This window comes from Ruegeria marisrubri (genome assembly GCF_001507595.1).
Classification (GTDB): domain Bacteria; phylum Pseudomonadota; class Alphaproteobacteria; order Rhodobacterales; family Rhodobacteraceae; genus Ruegeria; species Ruegeria marisrubri.
The window spans coordinates 269,767-283,844 of record NZ_LQBQ01000012.1 but is presented as its reverse complement, the minus strand read 5'-3'; the positions used below and the strand labels follow the sequence as shown (position 1 = coordinate 283,844).

Genomic DNA, 14,078 nt, shown 5'->3' with positions numbered 1-14,078 from the left:
GTTCATTCGTCTCATTGACCAACCCCTTCCTACCGGAACTTTTTTCGCATACTGCATATTTTTTTCTTGTGCACAATTTGTATTTTCATATAACACAAATTGCGCAAACCTGTTGCGCCGCGCATTCCCCCAATGGCACCCTGCCCCGGAATGTTCGGCTGCAACGATTGGAGAAACGAATGAAAGACACCTCGAAAAGCAGGAAGTCAGAGCTGTATGGTCACCTGAAGACGGCGATCATGACGCTGGAACTGCGCCCCGGCGACGACCTCGACGAATCGAGGCTTTCCGAGGAGTTTTCCCTGTCCCGCACCCCGCTGCGCGAGGTTCTGCGGCAGCTGGCCGGCGAAGGCTATGTCGATCTGCGGGAAAACCGCGGCGCGCGCGTCAGCGAGATGTCGCACACCACCCTGCGCGATTTCTTCCTTGCCGCCCCGATGGTGTATGGCGCGGTCATGAAGCTGGCGGCACAGAACGCCCGCCCGGAACAGATCGAGGCGCTCAATGCCGCCCAAGAGGACTTCAAGGCGGCGCTGCGCTCGGGCTCGGGCGCCGACAGGGCGCTGGCCAACAACCGTTTTCACGAGATCACCGGAGAGATGGCCGACAACATCTATCTTGCGCCCTCGTTCCAGCGCCTGCTGATCGACCACGCCCGCATCAGCATGACCTTCTATCGCCCGCGGGACGCGCAAATGGCGGAAAACGTGGCCGAGGCCAGCCAGCAGCATGACGCGATCATCGCCGCCATCGAGGCGGGCGACGAAGCTGCGGCGGCGCAACTGGCCATCGACCATTGGAACCTCTCGCGCGACCAGATCGAGCTGTTCGTCATGCCCGCCGGGCTGGACATGCAGCTTGGGTCGATATCGCGAAAAACCCCAGCATGAGGAAGAGATGACCCCGATTTTCCAGTTCGAAGGGATCTACACCCCGGTCGTGACGCCCTTTCACGACGACGGAAGCGTCAATTGGGACGCGCTGGCCGACCAGATCGAATATCTCATCGGCGCCGGCGTCCACGGCCTGATCTCGGGCGGCTCGACGGGCGAGAACTATGCCCAGACGGTCGGCGAACGGCTGGAAGTCGCGAAGTTCACCCGCCAGCAGGCCAAGGGGCGGGTGCCGCTTGTCGTCGGCACCGGCGCCATGATGACCCCCGATTCCATCGCGCTGGCCACCGGCGCGCGGGATCTGGGCGCCGATGCGATCCTGCTGGCCACCCCGCCCTATTCGGTGCCGACCGAGCGCGAAAACGCGCTGAACGCGCTGGCCATCGACAAGGCGGCGAGCCTGCCGGTGATGCTTTACAACTACCCGGGCCGGATGGGCGTGCACATGGGCGAGGAATTCCTCGACCGCGTCGGCCGCTCGCGCAACATCTGCGCCATCAAGGAAAGCTCGGGCGACATCAACCGGGTGCACCTGCTGGCGCGCGACTATCCGCATATCCAGATGTCCTGCGGCATGGACGACCAGGCGCTGGAATTCTTCGCCTGGGGCGCGCGCAGCTGGGTCTGCGGAGGCTCGAACTTCCTGCCCGCGGAACATATCGCGCTCTACACCGCCTGCGCGGTCGAAGGCGATTTCGACAAGGGCCGCCGCATCATGTCGGCGATGATGCCCCTGATGCGGGTGCTGGAGCAGGGCGGCAAGTTCATCCAGTGCATCAAGCACGGCGTCACCCTGAACGGCATCGACGCCGGCCCGATGCGCCCGCCGCTGAAAGGGTTGAACAAGGATGACAAACGGGCGCTGGAACAGGTGATCGGGGTGCTCAAACGCACCATCTCGGACATTCAGGCAGAGGGGTAAGGGCAATGGATCTGCTGACACAAGACGAATACCGCGCCATCGCGGCCAACCTGACCCTGCCGGTCAACGCCTTCATCGACGGCAGCTTCCGCCCGGCCGCCTCGGGCAGGACCTTCACCAGCGTCAACCCGGCCACGGGCGAGAAACTGGCCGAGATCGCCGCCTGCGGATCCGAGGACGTGGATTTCGCCGTCGCCAAGGCGCGCGAGGCCTTCGAGGATGGCCGCTGGTCGCGGATGCACCCGTCCGACCGCAAGGACGTTCTGATCCGGCTGGCCAAGCTGATGAAGCGCAACGCCCGCGAACTGGCGGTGATGGAGAGCCTCGACAGCGGCAAGCCCATCTTCGACTGCGAAACCGTGGACGTGCCGGAAACCATCCACTGCCTGAAATGGCATGCCGAGGCGATCGACAAGATCTACGATCAGGTCTCGCCCGCCTCGGACGACCACATCGCGATGGTGGTGCGCGAACCGATCGGCGTCGTGGGGCTGGTGCTGCCGTGGAACTTCCCCCTGCTGATGCTGGCGTGGAAGATCGGCCCGGCACTGGCGGCGGGCTGCTCGGTGGTGGTGAAACCGGCCGCCGAGACCACGCTGACCGCCCTGCGGGTGGCGGAACTGGCAATGGAGGCCGGCCTGCCCCGCGGCGTGCTGAACGTGGTGCCCGGCGGCGGCGCCGAGGTGGGCGAACCGATCGGGCGGCACATGGATATCGACATGGTCTCTTTCACCGGCTCGACCGTGACCGGCAAGCGTTTCCTCACCTACGCAGCCGAGAGCAACGCCAAGGAAGTGGTGCTGGAGATGGGCGGCAAGAACCCGGCCATCGTCATGGATGACGCGGAAAACCTCGACCGCGTGGCGCAGCACATCGTCAACGGCGCTTTCTGGAACATGGGCGAGAATTGCTCGGCCAGCTCGCGCCTGATCGTGCATCGCGCCATCAAGGCCGAGCTGCTGGACCGCGTCGCCGCCCATGCCCGCCAGTGGAACGTCGGCGACCCGCTCGACCCCGAGACCCGCATGGGCGCGCTGGTCAGCAAGGCGCATTTCGACAAGGTCTGCGGCTATCTGGAGGATGCCGAAAACATCGTCCTGGGCGGCACCGCCAGGGACGGGTTCGTCGAGGCCACCGTGGTCGAACTGCCCGGCAACGATCACCGCCTGGCACGCGAAGAGATCTTCGGCCCGGTGCTCTCGGTGATCGAGGTCGGCGGCTTCGACGAGGCGATCCGCATCGCGAACGATACCGAATACGGGCTCTGCGCTTCGATCTTCACCGCCAACGCGAAACGCGCGATCCGCGGCGCCCGCGCCCTGCGCGCCGGGACCGTGACGGTCAACAGCTTTGGCGAGGGCGACATCACCACGCCCTTCGGCGGCTACAAGCAGTCGGGTTTCGGCGGGCGTGACAACTCGGTACATGCGCATGACCAGTACACCCAGCTCAAGACCATCTGGATCGACCTGAGCGACGACGCGGACGAGGCCGTGGAGTGACCAGCTATGCCGCCAAACGCCTGCCGGTGCATCGCGGCGCGGCGGGATGGGCCGAGATCCTCGGCCCCTACACGCCCGGCCCGGCGCTGAGCGGCGACCTGACCGCCGATTTCACCGTGATCGGGGCCGGGTTCGCCGGCCTGTCGGCGGCGCGCCGGTTGCGCCAGTTGCAGCCCACCGCCCGCATCGTGGTGCTCGAGGCCGGGGCGCTGGCCCAAGGCGCCTCGGGGCGCAATTCGGGTTTCATGATCGACCTGCCGCATGACCTGGCCTCGGACGACTATGCCGGGGCCGGGGACGACCGGGCGCTGATCGGCCTGAACCGCCAGGCCATCGCCTTTGCCCGCGCGGCGGTCGAGGACTATGGCATAGACCGGAACTTCTTCGACCCTGTCGGAAAGGTAAACGGTGCGGCCAGCGACAGGGCCCATGCCCACAATCTGAGTTATGCCCGCCATCTCGACAGCCTCGGCGAGGCGTCGGAACTGCTGGACCGGCAGCAGATGCGGGATCTGACCGGCAGTTCGCACTACATCTCCGGCCTCTACACGCCGGGCACCGTGATGCTGCAACCGGCGGGCTATGTCCGCGGGCTGGGCCGGGGGCTGCGCGACAGCGGAGTCGAAATCTATGAAAACAGCCCCGTCACCGAATTCCACCGGCAGGGCGGCGGCTGGCAGGTCTCCACCCCGCAGGGCCGCGTGAGCACCGACCGCATCATCGTCACGACGAACGGCCACCTGGAAAGCTTCGGCGTCGAGCGCGGCAGGCTGATGCAGCTGTTCCTCTTTGCCACGATGACGCCCGAACTGGATGCCGAGGCGCTGCGCCGGCTGGGCGGTCAATCGCGCTGGGGCATCACGCCATCCGACCCGATGGGCACCACCATGCGCCGGATCGACGGCGGTCAGGGCGGCAACCGGATCATCACCCGCACCTGTGCCGAGCTCATTCCCGGAATGACCCCTTCGCAATCCGGTCTGGACCGGGCCGCGCGGGTGATGCAGCGCAAGTTCGATCAGCGTTTCCCGCAACTGGCGGGGATGAAGATGCAATATGCCTGGGCCGGCCACCTCTGCCTCAGCCTCAACGGCGTCGCGGTGATGCGGCAGATCGACGATGGTGTGTTCTCCGGCTGCGTCCAGAACGGGCTGGGCACCGCCCGGGGCACGCTGACCGGCATCGGCGCGGCGGAACTGGCCTGCGGCGAGACCTCGGCGATCACCCGCCATTTCACCGCCGAAGACCGCCCCCGCCGTCTGCCGCCGCAGCCGTTCCGGCAGATCGGCGCAAACGCGGTGCTGCGCTGGAAGGAATGGCGCGCGCGCCAGGAATGAACCGCGCGCCGCCGCTCAGGGCAGGCTCAGCTTGGCCATGCGCCCGCCATCGACCACATAGACCTGCCCCGTGACGAATTCCGCATCCTCCGAGGCCAGAAAGGCCACGACGGCCGCGACCTCTTCGGGCGTGCCGGTCCGGCCCGTCGGGTGGATACGGCCGATATTGCCGCGGAAGGTTTCGGGGTCGGGCATGTTCTTGATACGCTCGAGATTGAGCTCGGTGTCGATCCAGCCCGGCGCCACCGCGTTGCAACGGATGCCTTCGGGGCCGTGATCCACCGCCACCGCGCGGGTCAGGGCGTGCAGCCCCGCCTTCGTCGCGCAATAGGCGGCGCGACCGGGACTCGCACTCAGCCCTTCGATCGAGCCGGTATTGACGATACAGCCCCTTGTTTCCCGCAGATGCGGCAGCGCGGCCCGGATCATCAGGAAGGGCGTGGTCAGGTTGACGGTCAGGTTGCGCTGCCAGTCCTCGACCGACATGTCCTCGACCCGGGCCTCCTGCATCATGCCGGCATTGTTGACCAGAACGTCCAGACGCCCCGCCCGCGCCATCAACTCGCCGACCACATGCGCGGGGCTTTCGGGATCGGCGAAATCGGCAGCGATGCTGGGAAATTCGGCATCCGCGCCACGCTGGGCTGAGAAGACACGGGCCCCTTCGTCACGCAAGCGGCGGGCGATGGCCCGTCCAATCCCCGAACGGCCACCGGTAACCAAAGCAACCTTGCCGTCGAACCGTCTCATGACACCGGTTTGCCTCCGTTGACCTCGACCAGTATACCACAGATATGGCGCGCCGTGTCAGAGGCCAGAAAAATCACCACATCGGTCATTTTTCTTGGCTGGCTTGCCGGCAAAAAAATGGCTCGCCCGTTTTCGGGCGAGCCAGGGGGGGAGTGTCAGTAACTCTGGTTCAACTCGTCGGCTGCCGGGATCTCCCGTTCGCGGCGGGCGATATAGTCGCGCAGCGCCTCGTCCTTGGCCGGGTCCAGCCTGGGTTCTTCGTAGTCCGACAGCAGCTTTTTGGCATGGCGTAGCGCGCGCTCGGTGATTTCCACCTCGCCCTCTGCCACCCATTGCTCGATCGAGTTGTTGTCGAACAGTTCCGGCATGAAGAACGCCTCTTGGAAATTGTCCTGCGTGTGTGGATGGCCCAGGTAATGCCCGCCCGGGCCGATATCCGACACCGCCGCGACGGCCTGATCGAAATCGTCCCATTTCGGCCCCTCGGCCATGCGATGGGCCATGGCGCATTGCTCGGCATCGACCACGAACTTGGCGACCGAACAATGCATCCCGGCCTCGTTCCAGCCCGCCGAATGCCAGATGTAGTTGGCCCCGGCATGGATCACCGCCGACAGCGTGGTGGCGGATTCGTATCCCGCCTGCGCGTCGAAGGTCTTGGCCCCACCCAGCGTGTTTGAGCTGCGCCAGGGCACACCATAGTGCCGCGCCATCTGGCCGATCATGAAGTTCATCAGGCTGATCTCGGGCGTGCCCGCCATCGGCGCGCCGGATTTCATGCTGACGGTCGACAGGTAATGCCCATAGATCGCCGGACAGCCGCGCCGGATCACCTGCGTATAGGCCAGCGCGCTCAGCGCCTCGGCGTTCAACTGGGCGACGGTGGCGGGAACGCTGGCGGGCGTGTTGGCCCCGCCCAGCACGAAGGGCGAGCACAGCACCGGCTGGTTGCGGCGGCAGAAGGCGCGCATCGCCCCCAGCATGGTCTCGTCCCAGACCAGCGGCGAGTTGCCGTTGCAGTTGCCGGTGGTGACCGGGTGATCCTCCATGAACGCCTCGCCGAAGAGGATGGCGCACATCTCCATCACGTCCTCGGCGTTTCTGGGCGAGGTGGTCATGCCCATGAAGGTCTTGTCCGAATGTTTCATCGACGAATAGGTGATGCGCAGATGCCGCTGGCTGATCGGGTGATCGTAGGGCTCGACGATGTGATGGGCACTGGAATGCAGCGCCGGCATCATGTGGCTGAGCTTGTGGAACATCGCAAGGTCGTCCAGCGTCGGGTTGCGCCGCACGTCATCCAGATCGCGCAAAAACGGTGCCCCGGTCATCGGCACGAAGATCGCGTGCGGCCCGCCCAGCCGCACGTTCTTTTTCGGGTCGCGGGCGTGATAGGTGAAATCCGACGGGATGGTGGCGATCAGCTCGCGCACCAGGCCGCGGTCCAGATAGACCAGCTCGCCCTCGACCTTGGCCCCTGCCCTTTTCCAGTCCTCCAGCGCGATGGGGTCGCGGAACTGAACGCCGACATTCTCCAGAATGTCCATCGAGGCGTTGTCGATACGTTCGACCTGACTGCCGTCCATCACTTCGCACAGCGGGATGTTGCGGGTCAGGCCGGGCAACATCTCGAACACGGGCGCGGTGCGAACCGCGCGCCGCGCGGCGCGGCCGCCGGAACGGGATCGGGTAGCGGTGGCTTGCTGGGGCATGTCTGTGATCTCCTTTTCGGAACAATTCTTCCCGTCCGGCAGGAGGTTCACTTGCAGGAAACCGAAATCGGCTTGCAGGAAGCGACATGGCGGCCATTCGGTCGGTCGCCCCCAATCAGACAAGCCCCAACGCAATGGCCGATTGGGGTGTGATCGAGAGATCGGAAAAGGTCGCCACGTCGTCTCCGACCACGTTGTCCCGTTGCATGAGGGCGACTTGTGCCGGCGTGACGGGCGGGTTCGGCAACACGCTCATCGCACGGGCAAGCGACCACCACAGCCAGAATGGCACCGGCAGAAAGACCCTCCGCCTGCCGGCCCGCCGGGCCAGCCGCTGCAAAATCTCCTTGTAGGTAAAGATATCGGGCCCGCCCAGTTCGAACACCTCGCCGCGGCCGGCCCGTCCCGATGTCACCGCCACCGCCTTGGCCACGTCCCCGACATGGACCGGCTGCAACCGGGTGCTTCCATCGCCGAAAAGCGGAACGACCGGCAGAGACCGGACGATTGCGTCCAGATCGCCGAAAAAGGCGCCGCTCCGGCTGAACATGGCGCTGGGGCGCAGAATGGTCGCGGCGGGAAAGGCACGGCGTACCGCATCCTCGCCTTCGGCCCGCGCACGCACATAGGATGACGGCGACTCCGGCTCTGCCGCGATGCCGGAAATCTGGATCAGGTTGCTGACGCCCAGGGTTCCCGCTGCTTCGGCGACGGCGCGCGCCCCGTCCACGTGGACGTCGCGGAAACTGTCCGTGCGGGTTTCGACATAGAGACCGACGCAGTTGACCACGGCGCTGGCATCCTCAAAGGCACGCTTCAGAACGTCCGGGTCCCGCAGGTCGCTCCTGACAACACCGACATCTTCGCCCAGCTCGCTGACCTCGCGGGACAATTTTTCCGGAAACCGTGTCGCGATACGGACGGGAAACCCCCGACTTCGCAGTTCCTTCACGACCCGGCTGCCAAGAAATCCGGTTCCACCCAGAACGATCACCCTCCTGTCGGTTTCCGGCTTGCTCACGCTCTTTACGCTCCTTTCGGCCAGTCTATTCTCATGCTGCCATACCGACGTCGGACGAACGAGCGGCAGACGGTCCGCTGGTACCTGGCGTGCTGCAAGCAGCGCCCGCACGGTCATTCGCTCGACGACGCTCCGAGGACCTTGCCGAAAATCTAGCGCGATGCCGGGCTCGGAAAATACCGGGCTTTGCGTTTTGCAGGCCCCGAAAAGGCGTGCCCCCACTATCCCCTCTTGGAGTTCCGCCCAAGTCACATTAAGATTTCTGAATGGGTTTGGAGAAGGCAGGTTTCGACATGAAAAAGATCATACTGGCGCGGCTGTCCACGATCGTGCCGCAAGGCGCTCGAATGGATCTCGTATCTTCGGGCATGGTCACCGAAAACGACATCGCCATTGACGGCGGTCGTGTCGTGGTCTCGGTCAACCTGCCGGAAAGGCTGGAAACGGACCTGGACGATCTGAAGGGCCAGATCGAAGAGCGCCTGAGCGGGCTCGACGAGATCGAAAATCTGCTGGTGGTGATGACAGCCGAGCGCCCTTCCCCGCCTCCGCCGGAACCGCCAAGGCTCAAGAAGCGCCCGACCGAGGCGCCGGGACGCGACATGCGCCCGATGAGCGCGGCCATTCCGGGCATCAAGACGATCATCGCCGTCGCCTCGGGCAAGGGCGGCGTGGGCAAATCGACCACGGCGGTGAACCTCGCCCTCGCGCTGCGGTCGCTTGGCCTGAAAACCGGCTTGCTGGATGCCGATATCTACGGCCCCTCCTTGCCGCGTCTTCTCAACATCACCGACCGGCCGGAAATCCGCGACGACCGGGTCATCCCGATCGAGAAATACGGCATCAAGACCATGTCCATGGGCTTTCTCATGGAAGAGGACAACCCGGTGATCTGGCGCGGGCCGATGATCGTCACCGCCCTGATGCAGATGTCCCGCGAGGTGGACTGGGGCGAGCTGGACGTGCTGGTGCTCGACATGCCGCCCGGCACCGGGGACGCGCAGCTGACCATGGCGCAGCAGGTGCCGCTTCAGGGCGCCGTGATCGTCTCGACACCGCAGGACCTGGCCCTGATCGACGCCCGCAAGGGGCTGAAAATGTTCAAGAATGTTGACGTGCCGATCTTTGGCATCATCGAGAACATGTCGGTATTCATCTGCCCGCATTGCGGCAAGCCCTCGAACATCTTTGGCCATGGCGGGGCCGAAGCAGATGCGCGCAAGCTTGGTGTCCCTTTCCTTGGCGCGATTCCTCTGCACATGGAGATCCGCGAAACCTCGGATGAAGGCACCCCGGTGGTGGTTGCGAACCCGGACAGCCCGCACGCCGCCGCCTATCGCAAGATCGCCCTGAACATCGCCTCGCGCCTGTTCCCCGAAGAGGACGAAGACTGAAACGGGACAAAGCCCAAAAGGCATGTTGAATGAACGGATATCCGGTATGAGGACTATCTTTTATTCAAAAATCCTTATATAACAAAAGCAGCATTTCATCAGCTGGGAGGGACGATGATGCTGGACAATACGGAACTGGAAAATGCCAAGAGCATGTCGATCATCGTGACCAAGGGGTCACTTGACTGGGCATATCCGCCGTTCATCCTGGGGACCACCGCGGCGGCGATGGATGTGGACGTGACGATGTTCTTCACGTTCTACGGTCTGCCGCTCCTGAAAAAGGACCTGAACCTGAAATTCACGCCCCTTGGCAACGCCGCGATGGAGATGCCGATGATGGGCGGTCACATCGCCATGCCGAACATGATGGCGATGTTGCCGGGTGTGGGCCACATGGCCGGCGGCATGATGAAAAATCTCATGAAAAAGAAGGGCGTCGCCACGATCGAGGAACTGCGCGAGGTCGCCGTCGAAAGTGATGTCAAGCTGATCGCCTGCCAGATGACGATGGACCTGTTCGAATATTCCACCGACGACATGATCGACGGGATCGAGTTGGGCGGCGCGGCGACCTACATGGAAAAGGCGCTGAAATCCGACATCAACCTGTTCATCTGAACCCACACGGCCAGACAGAGAATTTTTGGAGAGGAGCTGAAAACGTGGCTGACCATGTACTGAACGCCGAAGGGCTGAACTGCCCGCTGCCGATCATCAAGGCAAAGAAAATGCTCAAGAGCCTCGCCGCTGGCGAAGTGCTCGAGGTGCGCGCGACCGACCCCGGATCGGTTGCCGACTTCGCCGCCTTCTGCAAGCAGACGGGCAACGAACTGCTGAGTTCGAGCACCGAGGGCGACGTCTACAAGTTCGAGATCAAGCGCACCTGATCGGGCTTCACGATCAAGGTTTCGACCCGTCCGTCAGGGCGGGTTTTTTTCATGCTGCCACTGATTTGCAGCGCCTGACGAAGGACAGGAATTCCGTCACCCAGGGAATGCAGCAGGTATTCCGCAGGTGGCAGAAACCGGCGACGGTATTTGCCACTCTTATTCCATCCATGCCCCCCGAAATGCCCGTTCCGCGGGTCATCCTGCGGGTGAATACCGTATCCGGGGGCAGGCCTTCGATACGGGCATAGTGGAACTCATGCGCGGTCACGGGCTCTCCCGACAAGGCCCATGGATGGGCAGCGAGGCTTTCGAAAGCCACGTAGCCACGCCCCTGTGGCCGTTCGTGCATGACCGCCCTGCCGGGGATCAGGCCCACCATGTCACGGGTCTGCCCTCTCCAGCTCAGGCTTTCGCACAGATACATCAGCCCCCCGCATTCGGCATAGCAGGGCAGACCGGCCGACAAGGCCCTGGCCAGCGCCTTTCGCAGTTTTTCATTGGATGACAGGGCCTGCATGTGCATTTCGGGGAACCCGCCGCCGATGAACAGGCCGTCGATATCCGGCAGATGCTGGTCCTTCATCGCGTCGATGGGCACCAACGTCGCTCCGGCGGCTTCAAAGGCCTCCAGATCGTCGGGGTAATAGAACCCGAACGCCGCATCCCGGATCAGACCGATGCGCAGCCCGAACCCGACCGGCTCGGGCGCTGTGCGCGGCATCGGAGCGGGGTCGAGGCCCGGCGCCTCGCGGGCGATTGCGCGTATCCGCTCCAGTTCCACCGAGCTGCCGACGACATCCGCGAAAGTCGCGATGATCTCGTCCAGCCGCCCGGACTCGGCCGGCGTGGTCAGCCCGAGGTGGCGCTCGCCGATCTCAAGCTCAGGGTTGCGCCAGATGCTGCCCACGACGGGGATGTCGGTATAGGTCTCGACCGCGCGGCGCAGCTTGCTCTCGTGCCGCTGCCCGCCCACCTGGTTCAGGATCAGCCCGGCAATGCGAACGTCGGGATCGAAGGTGCGATAGCCCACCAGCAGCGGCGCAATTCCCCGCGTCATCCCCCGCGTGTCGATGACCAGCACGACCGGCAGGTTCAGCAGCTTGGCCAGCTCGGCATTCGAGTCCTCACCATCCGGGTTCATCCCGTCGTAAAGCCCCTTGTTGGCCTCGACAAGCGACAGTGCCCCGGCCCGCGACGCAAAGAACGGCGCGATGATGTCGCGTTCCATCGCGTTGAAATCCAGATTGTAGCAAGGCCGACCCGAGGCCGCTGCCAGCCACATCGGGTCGATGTAGTCAGGCCCCTTCTTGAAGGTCTGCACGTCCTCCCCGGCCCCGCGCAACGCCGCGGCCAGCCCGGTCGAGACAACCGTCTTGCCCGACGACTTGTGCGCCCCGGCGATCATGAATCTGGGATAGCCGCTCATGCCGCAGCCGACAGGAAACGAGGGTCGCGCGCCGCCCACAGGTCACGCGCCTTCGTTTCCGCCTCCTCAATGGATGCCGCCTTGCCCATGGCCCGCAGCGTCACCGCGATCGTGCCGACGACGGAGGCCTCGGCATAGGCATCCTCCAGATCCCCGTGCCAAAAGCGTTCGAGCCCGCCGATATCCATCACCTCGTCAGCGGGCTGACGGGGATCAGGCAACAGTGCGGGCCAGTTTTCGACAACCGGCTCGGCATCCCCTTGGGTCATCCAGACCTGCGTGGGCTTGTTGGGGCGGCGCTCGATCTCTCCGCCCTCGCCCCGGAACACGGCCATGCGCGGCTGGTTCAACAGGCGCGCCGCGCCTGCGTGAATGTCCATGAAGCCGCGATGGAAAATTCCCAGCATCATGGTTTCCGCGGTGAACGGGTTCAGCATGCGCGAGAAGGAATGCACCGGCGAGCGCAGCCCGAAGATCGGGCGCAGCTCGATCAGGTGGCGCAGGGTCGGGCTCAGAACCTCCAGCGGGACATAGGCGAACCGGCGGGCCCGGATTTGCGAAGCGGCCTCTTCAAGACTTCCCGCGACCGGAAAGCCCAGCCGCTCCAGAACTTCACGCGTATAGACCCGGCCGGGGGTATGGCCCTCGGTCCCGTGCATGAACACCGAATATCCCGCGTTCACCAGGGCCAGAACGCTCAGGATATACCAAGGCAGCTGAATCCGCTTTCCTGCATAGGACGACCAGTCGATATCCACCGGCGGCAGGTCGGATGGAATATCCATCGTGGCGCGCGTGCCCAGCGTGAAGCCTGCGATCTCTTCAGGCGCCTCCTCTTTCAGGCGCAGAAGCATCAGGAAAGCACCGATCTGTTCCGGCAACGCCTCGCCGCGCAGGATCATCCCGATCGCCTCTTCGGACTCCTCAAGCGTCAAGTGGCGCTGCTTGGTCTTGCCCCGGGCAAGGATCGCCACGAATTTCGCGAAGGGATGGGGTTCGTGATGCATCCGAATTATCCGTTTCCGCCTTGCCTTTCCATATTCGCATCAGACAGGTTCGTGGGCAAAATCCTCAGCACCTTCGCCCCCAGCCCGGTCGCGATCAGCGCGATCGCGACGCCCCCAAGGCCAAGCACAAGCTCGGGCCATCGCGGGCTGTATTGCGCCACTGCGCCATCGCCGAACCCGCTTGAGACTTCGTAGCCGGGGAACAGGGGCATCGGGTAAGCCTGCCCGCCGATCACGATCTGGTAGATATGCGCAAAGCCACCAAGAATGATAAGCACCGAGGCCAGAAGCACTGCCTGCCGCGTTTTGCCAAAGGTCGGGTGAAAGATCATCGCGATGGGAACGACCCCGCCCAACAGGACCTGGCCGCCCCAGAATAGCACGGTTTGGAACCCACCCTCGGCCAGAATGAACGCCTCGAACCCCGCATGTTCCGCCGCATATAGGTTGGTCAGGTGGCGCACGGCCGAGAAATACAGCACCACCGCCGCGAAAATCGCCAGCAGCCGGCCGAAGCTGTATAGCAACTGGTCACTCAGAGGCCGCTCCGACAGGCGGAACAGCGCGACCAGAACGAGGATGAAAACCGCAAGCCCAAAGGAAAAGCTCATCGCGATGAACAGGGGCGCCATGATCGCGGCATCATATCCGGGCCGCGCCACCAGCCAGCCAAAGATCGACCCCGTGCCGGTGGTCAGCGCCAGCCGCCACAGAAAGGCAACCAGGCCGACACGCTTGACGACCTCGCTGGTCACTCCACGCGACATCTGCGCGAACAGGTAGATGGCGACGATTGCCAGGAATCCCGTGTAAAGAAAGATGTTCCAGGCGAAAATCGAGCTGAAATTGTAAGTGGTCATCGCCACGATCAGGCGGTCGGGCCGGCCGAGGTCCAGGACCAGAACCGCAAGACCGCCGACCAGCAGCGCCATCGCCAGCAGGCCAGACAGCCGCGACAGCGGCTTGTATTGCGTCTTGTCGAACACCGAGGCCATGGAGGCCACGTTCAGCGCACCTGACGCCGCCACGATCAGGAAAATGGCAAAGACATGCGGCAGGCCCCAGACGATCTGGTTGGTCATGCCGGTCGCGATGTGGCCGCGATGCTCGACATGAATGACGGATGCCAGTGCTGCCACCACGACAACCACCAGCCCGAATGCCACGAACCAAAGCTGCGGGGTCGGTTTGAGTTCCCTGTAGATCGTCCGTTCCATCGCC

13 protein-coding genes are annotated in these 14,078 nt (G+C 64.0%); 7 read left to right on the top strand and 6 right to left on the bottom strand.

All coding sequences use genetic code 11. From position 1 onward, the window contains the following. The first annotated feature begins 179 nt into the window (after positions 1-179). The 4 genes from AVO45_RS08400 to AVO45_RS08385 are packed head-to-tail and all read left to right on the top strand — an operon-like array spanning position 180 to position 4,654. Positions 180-890: a GntR family transcriptional regulator gene (locus AVO45_RS08400; RefSeq protein ID WP_068345873.1), complete on the top strand. Its 711-nt coding sequence runs from the start codon at positions 180-182 to the stop codon at positions 888-890. Positions 891-897: 7 nt separating this feature from the next. Beyond that, positions 898-1,815 (top strand): dihydrodipicolinate synthase family protein, encoded by a 918-nt coding sequence (locus AVO45_RS08395; protein WP_068345871.1) that lies wholly within the window; start codon positions 898-900, stop codon positions 1,813-1,815. A gap of 5 nt (positions 1,816-1,820) precedes the next feature. Then, a complete protein-coding gene (locus tag AVO45_RS08390) occupies positions 1,821-3,317 on the top strand; it encodes an aldehyde dehydrogenase (RefSeq protein WP_068345869.1) in 1,497 nt (498 codons plus the stop codon). Then, positions 3,314-4,654, top strand: a complete 1,341-nt coding sequence (locus tag AVO45_RS08385) for an NAD(P)/FAD-dependent oxidoreductase (protein ID WP_068345867.1) — start codon at positions 3,314-3,316, stop codon at positions 4,652-4,654. Before AVO45_RS08390 ends, AVO45_RS08385 begins: the two co-directional genes overlap by 4 nt. A 15-nt stretch (positions 4,655-4,669) precedes the next feature. Here AVO45_RS08385 and AVO45_RS08380 read toward each other — a convergent pair whose 3' ends face one another. The 3 genes from AVO45_RS08380 to AVO45_RS08370 all read right to left on the bottom strand — a co-directional run bounded on the left by AVO45_RS08380 (position 4,670) and on the right by AVO45_RS08370 (position 8,137). After that, positions 4,670-5,404 (bottom strand): SDR family NAD(P)-dependent oxidoreductase, encoded by a 735-nt coding sequence (locus AVO45_RS08380; RefSeq protein WP_068345865.1) that lies wholly within the window; start codon positions 5,402-5,404, stop codon positions 4,670-4,672. Between the two features lie 155 nt (positions 5,405-5,559). After that, entirely contained in the window at positions 5,560-7,116 is a 1,557-nt protein-coding gene (locus AVO45_RS08375; protein ID WP_068345864.1) for a trimethylamine methyltransferase family protein, read from the bottom strand. Between the two features lie 115 nt (positions 7,117-7,231). Beyond that, on the bottom strand, positions 7,232-8,137 hold the full coding sequence (locus AVO45_RS08370; RefSeq protein WP_068345861.1) for a complex I NDUFA9 subunit family protein: 906 nt from the start codon (positions 8,135-8,137) through the stop codon (positions 7,232-7,234). A 293-nt stretch (positions 8,138-8,430) separates the two neighbouring features. Here AVO45_RS08370 and apbC point away from each other — a divergent pair, with 293 nt between their 5' ends. The 3 genes from apbC to AVO45_RS08355 all read left to right on the top strand — a co-directional run bounded on the left by apbC (position 8,431) and on the right by AVO45_RS08355 (position 10,421). Next, entirely contained in the window at positions 8,431-9,531 is a 1,101-nt protein-coding gene (gene apbC, locus AVO45_RS08365; protein WP_068345859.1) for an iron-sulfur cluster carrier protein ApbC, read from the top strand. A 117-nt stretch (positions 9,532-9,648) separates the two neighbouring features. Then, positions 9,649-10,152, top strand: coding sequence for a sulfur carrier protein DsrE2 (gene dsrE2, locus AVO45_RS08360; protein ID WP_068346682.1), 504 nt, complete (start codon positions 9,649-9,651; stop codon positions 10,150-10,152). A 44-nt stretch (positions 10,153-10,196) separates the two neighbouring features. Further along, complete coding sequence (locus tag AVO45_RS08355) at positions 10,197-10,421, top strand: sulfurtransferase TusA family protein (protein ID WP_068345856.1); 225 nt, start codon at positions 10,197-10,199, stop codon at positions 10,419-10,421. 49 nt (positions 10,422-10,470) lie between these two features. On the opposite strand, the gene AVO45_RS08350 is transcribed toward AVO45_RS08355, so the two are convergent. Genes AVO45_RS08350 through nrfD form a run of 3 tightly spaced genes read right to left on the bottom strand, consistent with a single transcriptional unit; the run spans position 10,471 to position 14,074 of the window. Continuing rightward, a complete protein-coding gene (locus AVO45_RS08350) occupies positions 10,471-11,850 on the bottom strand; it encodes a cobyrinic acid a,c-diamide synthase CobB (RefSeq protein ID WP_068346680.1) in 1,380 nt (459 codons plus the stop codon). Next, entirely contained in the window at positions 11,847-12,857 is a 1,011-nt protein-coding gene (locus tag AVO45_RS08345) for a glycosyl transferase family protein (protein ID WP_068345855.1), read from the bottom strand. Before AVO45_RS08345 ends, AVO45_RS08350 begins: the two co-directional genes overlap by 4 nt. A 5-nt stretch (positions 12,858-12,862) precedes the next feature. After that, positions 12,863-14,074, bottom strand: coding sequence for an NrfD/PsrC family molybdoenzyme membrane anchor subunit (gene nrfD, locus AVO45_RS08340; RefSeq protein WP_068345853.1), 1,212 nt, complete (start codon positions 14,072-14,074; stop codon positions 12,863-12,865). Positions 14,075-14,078 lie beyond the last annotated feature (4 nt).